General features: G+C 71.4%; 14 protein-coding genes and 1 tRNA gene. 10 read left to right on the forward strand and 5 right to left on the reverse strand.

The genetic code is table 11. From position 1 onward, the window contains the following. From AB0F81_RS21200 to AB0F81_RS21210, 3 genes are all read left to right on the forward strand, one after another. Positions 1 to 583 (forward strand): zinc-binding dehydrogenase (locus tag AB0F81_RS21200; protein WP_360199734.1); only part of this gene is annotated, 583 nt, incomplete at its 5' end. Positions 584 to 715: 132 nt separating this feature from the next. Further along, positions 716 to 797: transfer RNA gene (locus AB0F81_RS21205), tRNA-Ser, on the forward strand. A 108-nt stretch (positions 798 to 905) separates the two neighbouring features. Then, on the forward strand, positions 906 to 2,429 hold the full coding sequence (locus AB0F81_RS21210; RefSeq protein WP_360199736.1) for a TROVE domain-containing protein: 1,524 nt from the start codon (positions 906 to 908) through the stop codon (positions 2,427 to 2,429). A gap of 106 nt (positions 2,430 to 2,535) precedes the next feature. On the opposite strand, the gene AB0F81_RS21215 is transcribed toward AB0F81_RS21210, so the two are convergent. Further along, entirely contained in the window at positions 2,536 to 3,186 is a 651-nt protein-coding gene (locus tag AB0F81_RS21215) for a hypothetical protein (protein ID WP_360199738.1), read from the reverse strand. Positions 3,187 to 3,287: 101 nt separating this feature from the next. Here AB0F81_RS21215 and AB0F81_RS21220 point away from each other — a divergent pair, with 101 nt between their 5' ends. Beyond that, a complete protein-coding gene (locus AB0F81_RS21220) occupies positions 3,288 to 3,521 on the forward strand; it encodes a hypothetical protein (protein ID WP_360199740.1) in 234 nt (77 codons plus the stop codon). 25 nt (positions 3,522 to 3,546) lie between these two features. Here the strand turns inward: AB0F81_RS21220 and AB0F81_RS21225 are convergent, their stop codons facing one another. Next, positions 3,547 to 3,720, reverse strand: a complete 174-nt coding sequence (locus tag AB0F81_RS21225) for a hypothetical protein (protein WP_360199742.1) — start codon at positions 3,718 to 3,720, stop codon at positions 3,547 to 3,549. Between the two features lie 249 nt (positions 3,721 to 3,969). Between AB0F81_RS21225 and AB0F81_RS21230 the strand changes: the two genes are divergently transcribed. Together AB0F81_RS21230 and AB0F81_RS21235 are read left to right on the forward strand one after the other, a co-directional pair. After that, a complete protein-coding gene (locus tag AB0F81_RS21230) occupies positions 3,970 to 5,856 on the forward strand; it encodes an ABC transporter ATP-binding protein (protein ID WP_360199744.1) in 1,887 nt (628 codons plus the stop codon). Between the two features lie 374 nt (positions 5,857 to 6,230). After that, positions 6,231 to 6,434 (forward strand): cold-shock protein, encoded by a 204-nt coding sequence (locus tag AB0F81_RS21235; RefSeq protein ID WP_360199746.1) that lies wholly within the window; start codon positions 6,231 to 6,233, stop codon positions 6,432 to 6,434. Between the two features lie 12 nt (positions 6,435 to 6,446). Here AB0F81_RS21235 and AB0F81_RS21240 read toward each other — a convergent pair whose 3' ends face one another. Together AB0F81_RS21240 and AB0F81_RS21245 are read right to left on the reverse strand one after the other, a co-directional pair. Then, the gene (locus AB0F81_RS21240) at positions 6,447 to 7,541 is read right to left on the reverse strand and encodes a nitronate monooxygenase family protein (protein WP_360199748.1); all 1,095 of its coding nucleotides are present in this window, start codon (positions 7,539 to 7,541) and stop codon (positions 6,447 to 6,449) included. Continuing rightward, positions 7,531 to 9,138 carry an acyl-CoA synthetase gene (locus AB0F81_RS21245; RefSeq protein WP_360199750.1) on the reverse strand — a complete coding sequence of 536 codons (1,608 nt, stop codon included), beginning with the start codon at positions 9,136 to 9,138 and terminating at the stop codon, positions 7,531 to 7,533. The genes AB0F81_RS21240 and AB0F81_RS21245 overlap by 11 nt, the downstream gene beginning before the upstream one ends. Positions 9,139 to 9,199: 61 nt before the next feature. On the opposite strand from AB0F81_RS21245, the gene AB0F81_RS21250 reads away from it, so the two are divergent. From AB0F81_RS21250 to AB0F81_RS21265, 4 genes are all read left to right on the forward strand, one after another. Continuing rightward, positions 9,200 to 9,979, forward strand: a complete 780-nt coding sequence (locus AB0F81_RS21250; RefSeq protein WP_360199752.1) for a crotonase/enoyl-CoA hydratase family protein — start codon at positions 9,200 to 9,202, stop codon at positions 9,977 to 9,979. Between the two features lie 133 nt (positions 9,980 to 10,112). After that, positions 10,113 to 10,865 (forward strand): methyltransferase domain-containing protein, encoded by a 753-nt coding sequence (locus AB0F81_RS21255; RefSeq protein ID WP_360199754.1) that lies wholly within the window; start codon positions 10,113 to 10,115, stop codon positions 10,863 to 10,865. Between the two features lie 130 nt (positions 10,866 to 10,995). Continuing rightward, positions 10,996 to 11,670 (forward strand): YwqJ-related putative deaminase, encoded by a 675-nt coding sequence (locus tag AB0F81_RS21260; RefSeq protein WP_360199756.1) that lies wholly within the window; start codon positions 10,996 to 10,998, stop codon positions 11,668 to 11,670. Positions 11,671 to 11,682: 12 nt separating this feature from the next. Then, a complete protein-coding gene (locus AB0F81_RS21265) occupies positions 11,683 to 12,180 on the forward strand; it encodes an SUKH-3 domain-containing protein (protein ID WP_360199758.1) in 498 nt (165 codons plus the stop codon). Here AB0F81_RS21265 and AB0F81_RS21270 read toward each other — a convergent pair. Continuing rightward, positions 12,150 to 13,682 (reverse strand): acyl-CoA synthetase, encoded by a 1,533-nt coding sequence (locus AB0F81_RS21270; protein ID WP_360199760.1) that lies wholly within the window; start codon positions 13,680 to 13,682, stop codon positions 12,150 to 12,152. The genes AB0F81_RS21265 and AB0F81_RS21270 overlap by 31 nt on opposite strands. Positions 13,683 to 13,769: the final 87 nt, after the last annotated feature.

The raw sequence follows: 13,769 nt of genomic DNA on the forward strand, positions 1-13,769 counted from the left end.
CGACCCCCGCGAGGCCGGCCCGCTCACCGACGCCGGCGCCACCGCCTATCACGCGGTGCGGCGGGCGCTGCCCCGGATCACGGCCGGTGGCGCCGCCGTGGTGATCGGCGCGGGCGGGCTGGGCGCGTTCGCGATCCAGTTCCTGCGGGTGCTCAGCGGCGCCCGAGTGGTCGCGGTGGACCCGGCCCCCGCCCGGCGGCAGTACGCGGTCGCGGTCGGCGCCGGCGAGTCCGCGCCCGACCTGGCCGGTGTTTTCGGCGCCGACGTGGTGCTCGACTTCGTGGGGACCGACGAGACGATCGCGGCCGGCATCGCCGCGGTGCGGCCCGGCGGCGCCTACGGGCTGATCGGCTCGGCCGGGGGCCGGCTCGCCGGGCCGTGGTTCGGCACGCTGCCGCGCGACGGCGAGGTCTTCACCTTCCAGGGGTCGTCGATCGCCGACGCGCAGGAGGTGATCGCGCTGGCCGGCGCGGGGCTCGTCCGCAACCAGGTGGAGTCGTTCGGCTTCGACGAGATCGGCCTGGCCTACGAGCGGCTCGCCGCCGGGACGTTGACCGGCCGTGCGGTGATCACCCTCGAATAAACCGCGCGACAGCCGATCTCGCCGGTTGCTACGTTCTGTTCCGCACCTCCCGGTGCGACGCGGGACGGCTACTTCTTCAGGTGAAACTACGCCGTCCGGCACCCTGATCTCGGGAGGGGCGCAAGCTCAGACGCGGGTGCCCGGTGCGCAGGCGCCGGTTACTTCGACTGTTAATCGAGTGGTCGCGGGTTCGAGTCCCGCCCTCCCGGCTCCACGGGAGGTAGCTCAGGTGGATAGAGCGCTTCGTTTCCGTCGCCGTCCTTGATCTCGGGCACCCGTCTCTGAGTTTGTCGCCCCTTTTGTGCGGAAAGGAGCCGTTCTCATGGGCAAGTTCAACAAGACCGCCGTGCGTACGGCCGCGAGCAGCCCGGCGTACACCCATGAGGGCGGCCTCGGCGCTGCCCGCGACCCGAAGAGTGAGCTGTTCCTGCTCGCCGTCGCCAACATGGCCGCCGAGCGCACCTATTACGAGTCCGCCGATGAGCGTGACGCCCGCTTCGCCTCTCTCGCCGGCGAGGTCGCGGTCAGCGATCCGCAGTGGACCGCCGGGTTCCTCGGCTGGCTGCGCACCGGCGCGAACATGCGCTCCGCGTCCCTGGTCGGCGCGGTCGAAGCCACCCGCGCCCTGCTCGCCGCCGGCCGGCCCGGCGGACGGCAGCTGATCTCCTCGGTGCTGCAGCGCGCCGACGAGCCCGGCGAACTGCTCGCCTACTGGATCGCGCGGCACGGCCGGGCCGTCCCGAAGCCGGTCAAGCGCGGCCTCGCCGACGCGGTGCAGCGGCTCTACACCGAGTTCAGCCTGCTCAAGTACGACACCGCGAGCAAGGGCTTCCGCTTCGCCGACGTCATCGACCTGGTGCACCCGACCGCGGCGTCCCCGGCACAGGGCGACCTGTTCCGGCACGCCCTCGACCGCCGCCACCACCGCCCGTTCGACCCGGCACCGAGCCTGGAGATGATCAGCCGCAACGCGGCGCTGCGCTCCGCGCCCGTGGAGTCCCTGCTCGATCCGGAGGCGCTGCGCGCCGCCGGCCTGACCTGGGAGGACGCGCTGTCGCTGGCCGGTTCCCGGCTGGACAAGGCCCGGCTGTGGACCGCACTGATCCCGACCATGGGTTACATGGCGACGTTGCGTAACCTGCGCAACTTCGACGAGGCCGGGGTCAGTGACGAGGTCGCCGCGCGGGTGGCGGCGCGGCTCGCCGACCCGGAGCAGGTGGCCCGGAGCAAGCAGTTCCCGTTCCGGTTCCTCGCCGCGCACCGGGCCGCGCCGTCGCTGCGCTGGGGTCACGCGCTGGACCGGGCGCTCACCGCGTCGCTGGCGAACGTGCCGGTCCTGCCGGGCCGCACGCTGGTGCTGGTGGACCGGTCCGGTTCGATGTTCGGCACGTTCTCGCGCCGCTCGGAGCTGACCAACGCGGACGCGGCGGCGATCTTCGGCGCGGCGGTGGCGATGCGCAACCACGGCCGGGCCGACCTGGTGCAGTTCGGCAGCGGCTCCGGGCGGATCACCGTGGGTGCGGGCGAGTCGCTGCTGCGGGTGGTCGACCGGTTCGGCAACCTCGGCGGCACCAACACGCTCGCCGCGGTGCAGCGCTGGTACGCCGGCCACGACCGGGTGCTGATCGTCACCGACGAGCAGGCGCACGCCGGCCAGACCGATCCCGGTTCGGCGATCCCGCCGTCGGTGCCGCTCTACACCTGGAACCTGGTGGGCTACCGGGCCGGGCACGGCCCGTCCGGCCCGCGCCGCCACACTTTCGGGGGCCTCACCGACGCCGCGTTCCGCCTGGTGCCGTTGCTGGAGGCCAGCGCCCGCGGAAGCTGGCCCTGGAAAGCACCCTGACCGACCGGAACCATCGAGGGCAGCCCCTGCCGCCTTCGAGGGGTGGTGGCCGGCGCCCGCCTGCTGGGCTGGGCGGCCGGCCGCCGCCGGCCGTGAACGGCAATGCTCACCTGGTGCGGAACTTGCCCATCAGCTTCGCAACGTCCAGGTAGAAGTTGCTGATCGGCCCGTTCATACCGGTCTGGCCGCTGGAGTGCGCCCGAGCGGCCGCGGTGATCTGCCGCTCCATGTCCATCAGGAATCGCGACGCGTCGATCAGCTCCTCGCCGAGGACGGAGAAGCGGGTGAACCGCGCCCGCGGGTCGAGGTGACGATCGACGTACGGCCGGATGTGGATCGCCAGCAGATGCTCGGCCTCCTCCAGATCCTGGCCGGCGGAGAGGCGGATGGGCCGCCCGGAGTGCCGGATCCGGTGGGCGGCGCCCTCGACGTGCGTCGACATGATGTTGCGAGCGCCCACGCCCGGGTCGAGGTAGGTCGTCAGCTCCCGGGCCACCACTGCGCGGATCTGGTTCTCGCGGCGCGCGCGGTCGGAGCGGCCCCCGACCGCGTTGAACCCGACACCGACGACGAACGTCACCGTGCAGAAGCCGATGATGCTGGACCACAGGTTCGTGGTCAGCGGATGCCGCGCGAACCATTCGTAGCCCGCCTGGGTCTGTTCGATGCTCAACCCGGCCACGGCGAGGCCCGCACCGATCATGAAAATGAGTGCGAGCAGGGAGGCCGGGAGCCGGAAGTCGCCGGAACCGCGCACCACTTCACGGTAACGACGCCTGTCATCTCCGCCGGGCGGCATGCGAAGCCGGCCGCGGAGAAAGGGCGGCATCGATGGCCGTGGGGTGGCAGCATGACCCGATGACCCCCGACCAGCATGCTGCCCGCGCGGAACAGCTCGCTGCCGCCGCCGACGACATCTATCAGGCGCTCGCCGACGGCAGGGCTGAAGGCGCGGCCTACGCCGATCCGCAGCTGACCGCGACCATCGCTCTGGCCCGGCTGCACGCGGCCCTGGCGATGCGGCCGTCACGCGGGTGGCCGCCGCACGGGCCGTCCACCGAGGTCGTCGATTACGGCGACGGGTTCCCGTGAGGAGCGGCCGCCGCGGGTCGTGAGATCAGGTGGCGTCGTCGTTCCGGTGGGGCCGCCCGATCCGGTGCTCGTCGGGCCAGACAGCGGCGGAGCTGCCGTCCTTGGCCATCTGGCGCCGCAGCGCCCGCACCGCGTCCGCACCGACTGCTTTTCCGGCCAGCGCGCGCAGACGCTGGGCCAGGTCCCTGGTTCCGGACATCGCACGACTCCTCTCGTCGGGTGGCACGCCTACCTCATCTCATTCCCGCGGGCCGCCGTGGGCAACCACCGGCCGGGAACCCGGCATTCGTGCCCCGTTCGAGGATGTACCCGCCGGACCGGTCGCGGCTACGGTGTCCTGCAGGGCTGTCCGACCCGTTCGCAGCGGGGGCACGGTGGTTGCCGTTCCACCGATGGTTTGACCTCAACCTAAGTGCAGCTGGCAGCGTGTCGCGGGGGAGGTTCCGACATGAGCATGGAAGTCGCGGCGTGGAACTCGATGTATCACGCCATGAATCAGCAGGACGACAAGCGGCCGTTCTCGATGGCGACGCTGCGGCGCATCGCCGGGTTCGCGGGGCCGCACCGGCGTGCGCTCGCCGGGTTCCTGATATTGAGCGTGGTGACGGCGATCCTCGCGGTGGCCACGCCGGTGCTGGCCGGCCGGGTGGTGAACGCGATCGTCGGGGGCGGCGACACCGGGCTGGTGATCGGGCTGGCCGGTGCGATCGCGGTGATCGCGCTGCTGGAGGCCGGCCTGGGGCTGGTGCAGCGGTGGCTGTCGGCGAGCATCGGTGAGGGGCTGATCCTCGACCTGCGCACCGCGGTCTTCGACCACGTGCAGCGGATGCCGGTGGCGTTCTTCACCCGGACCCGCACGGGCGCGCTGGTCAGCCGGCTGAACAACGATGTGATCGGGGCGCAGCGGGCGTTCAGCGACACACTGTCCGGAGTGGTGGGCAACCTGGTCACGCTGATCCTGACGCTGATCGTCATGATCGGGATCTCGTGGCAGATCACCCTGCTGGCGCTGCTGCTGTTGCCGATCTTCGTGCTGCCGGCCCGGCGGATGGGCGGCCGGCTGGCCCGGCTGGAGCGGGAGGCCGCCGGCCACAACGCGGCGATGAACACGCAGATGACCGAGCGCTTCTCGGCGCCGGGTGCGACGCTGGTCAAGCTTTACGGCCGGCCGGACGCCGAGTCGGCGGAGTTCGCCGCGCGGGCGCGGCGGGTCCGGGACATCGGGGTACGCACGGCCATGGTCCAGTGGGTGTTCCTGACCGCCCTGACCTCGGTGTCGGCGCTGGCTCTGGCGCTGGTCTACGGGCTGGGCGGCTTCTACGCGCTGCGCGGCCAGCTCGACCCGGGCGCCGTGGTCGCCCTGGCGCTGCTGCTCACCCGGCTGTACGCGCCGTTGACCGCCCTGGCCAGCGCCCGCGTCGAGGTGATGAGCGCGCTGGTCAGCTTCGAGCGGGTCTTCGAGGTGCTCGACCTGAAGCCGTTGATCGAGGAGAAGCCGGACGCCCGGCCGGTGCCGGACGGGCCGGTGGCGGTGGAGTTCGACGCGGTCCGGTTCGCCTATCCGCCGGCCGACAAGGTGTCGCTCGCCTCGCTGGAGGAGGTGGCGACGCTGGACACCCGCGGCGGGGTGGAGGTGCTGCACGACGTGTCGTTCCGGGCCGAGCCGGGGCAGATGGTGGCGCTGGTCGGGTCCTCCGGCGCCGGCAAGTCGACGATGGCGTCGCTGTTGCCGCGGCTCTACGACGCGGAATCCGGCGCGGTCCGGCTGGCCGGGGTCGACGTACGGGACGTGACCGCGGCGTCGTTGCGGCAGACGCTCGGCATGGTCACCCAGGACGGGCACCTGTTCCACGAGTCGGTGCGCGCGAATCTGCTGTTCGCCCGCCCGGACGCGACCGAGGACGAGCTGTGGGAGGTGCTGCGCCGGGCGCGGATCGCCGAGCTGGTGGAGTCACTGCCGGACGGGCTGGACACGGTGATCGGCGAGCGCGGCTACCGGCTCTCCGGTGGGGAGCGGCAGCGGCTGACGATCGCCCGGCTGCTGCTGGCGAGACCGCGGGTGGTGGTGCTCGACGAGGCCACCGCGCATCTGGACTCCACGTCGGAGCTGGCGGTGCAGGCGGCCCTCGGTGAGGCCCTGACCGGCCGGACCGCGGTGGTGATCGCGCACCGGCTGTCGACGGTTCGCGCGGCCGACCTGATTCTGGTGATCGAGGACGGCCGGGTGGTGGAGCGCGGCACGCACGCCGAGTTGCTGGCCGCGAACGGTCGTTACACCGAGTTGCACAACACCCAGTTCGACCAGGGCCGGCCGAGTGAGAAGACGGCTGCCTGAAGTGAATTTCAGGTTTCGATTCCTCAGATGATCTTGTGTAACCTCCCGTAATTATTTCCGTGCTACGGTCATCACCAACGGACGCCGATTTTTCGGTGGCCCACACCATGGATTTTCCGTCTGCGGCGGCACGACTGGTTCAGCGGGTCGCCGCAGGCGGGATCGGGTGGGCGAGGTCACTCCCGGGGGCGAAGTCCCCGACGATCACATTCTTGTGCTAGCTTGGCCCCGTTGCAGTTTTGATTTCCGTAGACGTTCTTCACGCCTGATGGGTCTCTGTTCCCGTCAGGCTTTTTTCGTCGGTGTGTGGTCATCAAATGTGGCGACGCGAGGTGCCGCACGGTGCGGCGCCTCACGGGCTGAAGGGAAAAATCATGGCCACCGGTACCGTGAAGTGGTTCAACGGCGAAAAGGGCTTCGGCTTCATCACCCAGGACAGCGGCGAGGGTGACGTTTTCGCGCACTTCTCCGCCATCGCGACCACCGGCTACCGCAGCCTGGAGGAGAACCAGCGCGTCGAGTTCGACGTCGCTCAGGGCGCCAAGGGTCTGCAGGCGGAGAACATCCGCCCGCTCTGAGCTGACCCCCGGTCAGGTCAGTTTCGCCAGGCGAGCCAGGGTCTCGTCGGCCTCGGTGACGAGGTCGGCGAGGACCGCGGCCACCGGGCGGACCTCGTTCATCCGGCCGACGATCTGCCCCACCGGCATCGGCACCACACTCGGGTCGCCGGAGGCCATCAGGCGGTCGTGCGCGCCGGAGACGAGCAGGTTCTGCAGCGGCATCGGCAGTGGTTTCGGCGCCTCCGCGTCGTTCCACGCCTCGGTCCAGCGGTTGCGCAGCAGCCGGGCCGGTTTGCCGGTGTAGATACGGCTGCGCACGGTGTCCCCGGAGCCCGCTCTCAGCAGCGCCTCACGCAGCGCTTCGGTGGCCTGATACTCGGCGGTGCCGAGCCACACCGAACCCATCCAGACGCCGCGGGCGCCGAGCGCCAGGGCGGCGGCGATCTGCCGCCCGGTGCCGATGCCGCCGGCGGCCAGCACCGGCACGTCCGCACCGACCGCGTCGACGATCTCCGGGACCAGCACCATGCTGCCGATCTCGCCGGTGTGCCCGCCGGCCTCGTACCCCTGCGCCACCACCAGGTCGACGCCGCCGGCGAGGTGACTGCGGGCGTGGTCGGCGCGGCCCGCGAGGGCCGCGACCAGCAGACCGTGCTCGTGCGCCTGCTCGATCACGTCGGCCGGCGGCGGGCCGAGCGCGTTGGCGATCAGCCGCGCCGGGTGGGTGAGCGCCACCTCGACGTGACTGCGGGCCACCGAGTGCAGCCAGCCGAGCACACCGACGCGGTGCGCCTCGTCGACGCCGAGCGGTGGGACGCCGAGGCGCATCAGGGTGCGTTCGACGAAGTTGCGGTGCCCGGGTGGGATCAGCTCGTTGAGGTCGGTCGGGGTGCCCTCGGTCGGCACCCGGCCGGGCATCACCACGTCCACACCGTACGGGCGGTCGCCGAGTTCCCGGTCGAGCCAGGTGAGCACCTGGTCGAGTTCGCCGGCGTCGTTGAAGCGGACGCAGCCGAGCACGCCCAGCCCACCGGCCTTGCTGATGGCGGCGACGACGTGCTCGGAGGGGCTGAAGCCGACGATCGGCACGTCGATGCCGAGCCGGTCGCACAGGTCAGTCCGCACCGCGCACCGCCTCCGCGTGGGTCCGGGCGTACTCATGGGCCCACCGGTAGTCGGCCTTGCCGCTGATGGTGCGGGCGATGTGGTCGACCAGCCACACGGAGCGGGGCACCTTGTACCCGGCGACCCGCTGCCGTACGTGTCTCTCCAGTTCGTCCAGGTCGACGCGTACGCCGTCGCGGGGTTGCACGAGCGCGACCACCCGCTGGCCGAGCCGGTCGTCGGGGGCGCCGATCACGAGGGCGTCGAAGACGTCCGCGTGCGCCTTGAGCGCGCCCTCCACCTCTTCCGGGAAGACCTTCTCGCCGCCGGTGTTGATGCAGGTGTTGCCGCGCCCGAGCAGGGTGATGGTACCGTCCTCCTCGAGCCGGGCCAGGTCGCCGGGCATCGCGTAGCGGACGCCGTCGATCTCGGTGAGCAGGGCCGCGGTCTTGGCCGGGTCCTTGTAGTAGCCGAGCGGCACGTGCCCGCCGCGGGCCAGGCGGCCGATCACGCCGGGTGCGGCCTTCTTGCCGTATTCGTCGATGACGATGGTGTTCGGGCCGGGCATGACCCGGGGGCCGTCGACCGCGCCGCCCTGCACGTCGGCGACGATGCCGAGGCCGGCGAACCCGGTCTCGGACGAGCCGATCGCGTCGGTGACCATGGTGTTCGGCAGCGCCTCGAGGTATTGCCGTTTCACCGACGGGGAGAACAGCGCCGCGCTGGAGGAGATGGCGACCAGCGACGAGCCGTCGTGGTTGCCGGCCAGGTAGGCCTCGATGATCGGGCGGGCCATCGCGTCGCCGATCAACACGACCACGGTGACCTTGCGGCGTTCGATGGTGCGCCACACCTCCTCGGGGTCGAAGTGGGGCAGGACCACGACGGTGTCGCCGTTGAAGAGGGCGGCCAGGGCGGCCCACTGGGCGTTGCCGTGGATTAGCGGGGCGAGGCAGAGCCGGGTCATCGGTGGCATCTCGGCGCCGCGGCGGCTCTGCGCCCACTCGTCCTCCAGCGGCACGCCGGACATGAAGTCGATGCCGCCGCCGAGGACCCGCCACACGTCCTCGTGCCGCCAGACGACGCCTTTCGGATAGCCGGTGGTGCCGCCGGTGTAGAGCAGGTAGATGTCGTCGCCGGAGCGTTCGCCGAAGTCCCGCCCGGGGTGGCCGGCGGCCAGCGCGTCCTGGTAGAGGGTGCCGTCGGTCTTCTCGTCGGTGCCGTCGGGCAGGGCGACGGTGGTGTGCAGGCCGGGTGCGGCGGGCAGCACGGCGGCGACCTTCGGCGCGTATTTGCGGTCGTGGATCAGCGCCGTCAGCTCGGCGTCGGCGAACAGATATTGCAACTCGTTCTCGACGTATCGGAAGTTGACGTTGACGACCACGGCGCGGAGCTTGTACACCGCGACCATGGAGACCACGGCCTCGATCGAGTTGCCCGCGTAGAGTCCGATGTGGTCGCCCGGACCCACGCCGCGATCTTGCAGGAAGTGGGCCAGTCGGTTGGCGGCGTCCTCCAGCTCGGCGTAACTCAGCTCGTCGTCGCCGCAGGCCACCGCGACGCGGTCGGGAAAGGCATCCACCGCGTGCTCGAAGAGGTCAGCAATATTGGCCGCCATCAACAGAAAGTAGAACCTGTTATCGTTCGCGGCAAGTCCCGTTCGTCATGAAGGAGAACCGGTGGACGCCCTCGTCGAACAGCGCGGACCGATCCTGATCGTCACGATGAACCGGCCCCAGGTCCGCAACGCGCTCTCGCCGGAGATGATGGCCGTGATGCGCGACGCCTGGGACCGGGTGGACGCCGACCCGTCGATCCGGGTCGCCGTCCTGACCGGGGCGGGCGGCTCGTTCTGCGCCGGCGCCGACCTGCGGGCGATGACCGAGTCGCATCCCGGCGACGGGTTCTCGGGCGGCGGCACCGACCTGTCGCGCATCGACGCGCTGCTCAAGGGGCGCCGGCTGAGCAAACCGCTGATCGCCGCCGTGGAGGGCCCGGCGGTCGCCGGCGGCACCGAGATCCTGCAGGCCACCGACGTACGGGTGGCCGGCGAGAGCGCCCGCTTCGGGGTCAGCGAGGCGCGCTGGGGGCTGTTCCCGCTGGGCGGCTCGGCGGTGCGGCTGCCGCGCCAGCTGCCGTACACGGTCGCGGTCGAGCTGCTGCTGACCGGCCGCCACCTGAGCGCGGCCGAGGCGCTCGCGGCCGGCCTGATCGGGCACGTGGTGCCGGACGGGCAGGCCCTGCCGAAGGCCCTGGAGCTGGCCGAGACGATCGCGGCGAACGGGCCGCTGGCGGTGCAGGCGATCCTGCGCACCATCCGCGAGACCGAGGGGATGGCCGAGAACGACGCCTTCGCGGTCGAGTCCCGCATCGGCATGCGGGTCTTCACCAGTGACGACGCCAAGGAGGGGCCGCGGGCCTTCATCGAGAAGCGCCGGCCGGTCTTCCACGGACACTGAGAACGGACGCTGAGCAAACGGACGCTGAGCAAACGGACGCTGAGCAAACCGGCGCTGAGCAAACCGGCGCTGAGCAAACCGGCGCTGAGAAATCCGGTTGCCGCCGGCCGGGCGGTTCGCTTGGGTCGGGCGGGTGACCGCGTTGGATCGCCTGGTGCGCCCGGACCGTTATCCGCTCTCGTCCCGCTACGACCCGGCCTGGGTGCTCAGCCTCGACATGGGCCCGCACCCGCTGTGGCTGCTGGAGGACCTGGCCCACGACCTCGATCTGCGCCCCGGCATGCGGGTCCTGGACCTCGGCTCCGGCAAGGGCGCCACCTCGGTGTTCCTGGCCCGCGAGTTCGGCGTGGAGGTGGTCGCCTCGGACTGGTGGGTGGGCGCGGAGCAGGCGGGCGCGGTCTTCGCCGAGGCCGGGGTGGCCGACCGGGTGACCGCGGTGCACGCCGAGGCGCATCAGCTGCCGTTCGAGGAGGAGTCGTTCGACGCGATCGTCAGCATCGACGCGTTCGAGTACTTCGGGACCGCCGACAGCTACCTGCCGTACCTGGTTCGCTTCCTGCGGCCGGGCGGCCGGCTGGGGGTGGCGACGCCCGGCATGACGCGGGAGATCCGCGAGCTCGGCGCGATCCCGCCGCACATCAAGGAGGTGGTGGGTTGGGAGGCGATCGCCTGGCACACCCCGGACTGGTGGCGTTTCCAGTGGGAGATCACCGAGTTGGTCACGGTCACCTCGGCGCGTCTGCAGGCCGACGGCTGGCGTGACTGGCTGCTCTGGACCCAGGCGTGCGCCGAGCGCGAGCCCGGGTCCCAGCCGGTGCTCGACATGCTGGAGAAGGACGCCGGCGAGCTGCTCGGCTTCACCTTGATCACCGCGCGGAAGAATTAGGGCGCCACGTCGAGGTGGGCCACCCCGTCCGCGCCCGGACGGCCGGGATCGATCTCCCCGCGCGGAATCCGCGTCATCCGCCATCGACGTTCATCGTGCCGATGGTAGGCGCCGGTTTACAGTGGAGATCATGACGGCACTCACCCGGGCGGAGGCGGAAGAGCGGGCCCGCAGGTGGGTTGCGGAGGCAGCACCCGGCGCCGAGCCCGTCCTGTACGAGTTCGCGAAAGGCTGGGTGATCTCGGCCCGCTATCCGCCCGGCGATCCGTCCGGTACGCCGAGCATGATCCTCGACCGGTTCTCCGGCCGCCTGATTCTCGGTGGCACGCTGCCGCCGCCGAACCTCGCCGAGTGGTACGAGCGGGGCTTCCAGCCACGGCCGGAGCAGCCGAAGAGCCCGGAACCCCGGTTCTACCCCGCGACGATGAGCCGGCTGACGATCGGCGGGCGCAGCTGGGTGGCGCGCAGCCAGCGGTCGGCGATCAACCGGCAGACGCATCCGGCGGTGGCCGCGTTCTTCGAGGCGATGCCGGCCCGCTACCGGGAGCGCGGTTGCGAGCGCACCTCCGAGGCGGCGGTCTTCTCCGAGCTCTTCTGGGCCGAGGAGAACGCCCGCGCCGAGTGCGGCCGCCCGTCGCTGACCCTCGCCGAGATGCGGGAGCTGGTGCGCGGGGCCCGGCTGGTGACCTACCGGATCCGGGAGGACGGTGACCCGGCGGGCGGCACGGTGGTCCGTTCGAAACTGCCCGCCCTGCTGTTGCTGGACTATCTCGGGTTGCGGCCGGACGCCGCCGCCACCGAGTGAGGGAGGACGGGCGTGCGGCGATTCCCGGACGAGGTGGCGGCCGTGCTGCGCGGCGCCGGCTGGGCGGAGGGCCGGCGGGTGCCCGAGATGGCCGAGGCGGCGATCCGGGCGGTGCGCGGCGCGGGACACGAGCCGTTTCCGGCGGCCGAGCGGGCGCTGACCGAGTTCGTGGGCGTCTACCTGCATCAGGACGGGCCGGGTGTGGCGCTGCGGCGATCGCCGTTCGCGCTGGACCCGACCATGGCGGCGCCCACCGCCCGGACCCTCGCCGCCTTCGCGAGGGTGCTCGGGGTCCGCCTCTTCCCGCTCGGCGTGGAAGGCGAGGACGACGCGGTGCTGGCGATCGACGAGCGGGGCCGGGTGTTCGCGATCGACGCCGGCGGCGAGTGGTTTCTCGGCGACGACCTGGACGCCGCGCTGGTCACGCTGGTCACCGGCGCCGAGCCGCCGCGGGTGGACGACGACGGCACCTGGGCCGGTCAGATGGCACGGTCACGGCCGGACCAGTAAGGGTCGCGCAGCAGGCGTTTGTAGAGCTTGCCGTTCGGGTCGCGGGGCAGCTCCCCGACGTAGTCGACGGTGCGGGGCAGCTTGAACCTCGCCAGCCGGCCGGCCAGGAAATCCAGCAGCTCGGCGGTCAGTTCGGGGCCGGTGGTGACGCCCGGGGCGGGCTGGACGACGGCTTTGATCTCCTCGCCCCACTCGTCGTGCGGGATGCCGAAGACCGCCACGTCGCCGACGGCCGGGTGCACCGCCAGCTCGCTCTCGATCTCGGCGGGGTAGACGTTCACGCCGCCGGTGATGATCACGTCGGAGGCGCGGTCGCAGAGGAAGAGGTAGCCGTCGTCGTCGAGATAGCCGATGTCGCCGACGGTGAACATCCGGTCCCGCCAGGAGGCCCGGGTCTTCTCGGCGTCGCCGTGGTATTCGAAGGTGGCGTCACCCATCTGCAGGTAGACCTGGCCGGGAGTGCCGGCCGGGGCGTCCTTGCCGTCGTCGTCGAGGACCCGCACCCGGGAGCCGGGCCAGGCGCGGCCGACCGAGCCGGGACGCTCCTGCCACTCCGCCGCGGTGATCAGCGTGCCGCCGCCCTCGGAGGCCGCGTAGTACTCGATCACCACCGGACCGAACCAGTCGAGCATCGCCCGTTTCACCGGCTGCGGGCAGGGCGCGGCGCCGTGGATCATCGCGCGCATCGACGAGACGTCGTAACGGGATCGCGTCTCGGCGGGCAGGGCGAGCAGGCGGCGGAACTGGGTGGGCACCATGTGGCTGTGGGTGACCCGGTGCCGCTCCACGAGCCGCAGGAACTCCTCGGCGTCCCAGTGGTCCATCACCACGACGGTGTGCCCGAACTGGACGGAGATCACGGCGAAGTTCATCACCGCCGTGTGGTAGAGCGGTGAGCAGCACAGATGCACGTGATCGTCGAACGGGCGGAGGCCGAACAGGCCGAAGAACCAGAGCGAGACCGGCGGCACGTCGTCCGGGTCGAGACCGAGCAGCGGGCGGCGTACCCCCTTGGGGCGCCCGGACGTGCCGGACGTGTAGACCATGAGCGCGCCCATCGTACGTCCGCCGGGTCTGCCTGATCCGCCGGCGCCGAGCGACTCCAGGGGCTCGAAGCCCGGGATGTCGCCGACCGCGAAGCGGTCGCCGGTGAAAGCCGCGTCCTGCGCGGCCCGGGTGAAGCGCTCGTGCGCGATGAAGGCGCGCGCGCCGCTGTCGCGCAGGATGTAGCCCAGCTCGGCGCCGGTGAGATGCCAGTTGAGGGGTACGACGTGCAGCCCGATCTGCACAGCCGCGAAGTAGGCGGTGAGGATGTCCGCGCCGTTGGGCAGCAGCAGCGCCACGGTGTCGCCGGCGCTGAGCCCGGCGGAGCGCAGCCCCCGGCTGATCCGGTCGGCCTCGGCGGCGAGCTCGCCGTAGGTGACCGTCCGACCGTCCGGGTCCACGATGGCCGCCAGCTGCGGCGACTCGCGTGCGATCGTCCACATCCCGATGCCCGTCATGGCGCGACTCTATAACTCGTTCCAGTGATGCAGAACCCTCTGACGCGGTTCTTGCCGGGCAATATTGGAACGTGTTTCACTCAGGGG

The sequence above is a fragment of the Actinoplanes sp. NPDC024001 genome, assembly GCF_040638955.1.
GTDB lineage: Bacteria > Actinomycetota > Actinomycetes > Mycobacteriales > Micromonosporaceae > Actinoplanes.

What these genes read in the sequence shown, in the direction of transcription:
- AB0F81_RS21210 (WP_360199736.1), top strand. Translation starts at nt 906, where the DNA reads ATGGGCAAGTTCAACAAGACCGCCGTGCGTACGGCCGCGAGCAGCCCG.
- AB0F81_RS21220 (WP_360199740.1), top strand. Translation starts at nt 3,288, where the DNA reads ATGACCCCCGACCAGCATGCTGCCCGCGCGGAACAGCTCGCTGCCGCC.
- AB0F81_RS21225 (WP_360199742.1), bottom strand. Translation starts at nt 3,720, where the DNA reads ATGTCCGGAACCAGGGACCTGGCCCAGCGTCTGCGCGCGCTGGCCGGA.
- AB0F81_RS21230 (WP_360199744.1), top strand. Translation starts at nt 3,970, where the DNA reads ATGAGCATGGAAGTCGCGGCGTGGAACTCGATGTATCACGCCATGAAT.
- AB0F81_RS21235 (WP_360199746.1), top strand. Translation starts at nt 6,231, where the DNA reads ATGGCCACCGGTACCGTGAAGTGGTTCAACGGCGAAAAGGGCTTCGGC.
- AB0F81_RS21245 (WP_360199750.1), bottom strand. Translation starts at nt 9,138, where the DNA reads ATGGCGGCCAATATTGCTGACCTCTTCGAGCACGCGGTGGATGCCTTT.
- AB0F81_RS21260 (WP_360199756.1), top strand. Translation starts at nt 10,996, where the DNA reads ATGACGGCACTCACCCGGGCGGAGGCGGAAGAGCGGGCCCGCAGGTGG.
- AB0F81_RS21270 (WP_360199760.1), bottom strand. Translation starts at nt 13,682, where the DNA reads ATGACGGGCATCGGGATGTGGACGATCGCACGCGAGTCGCCGCAGCTG.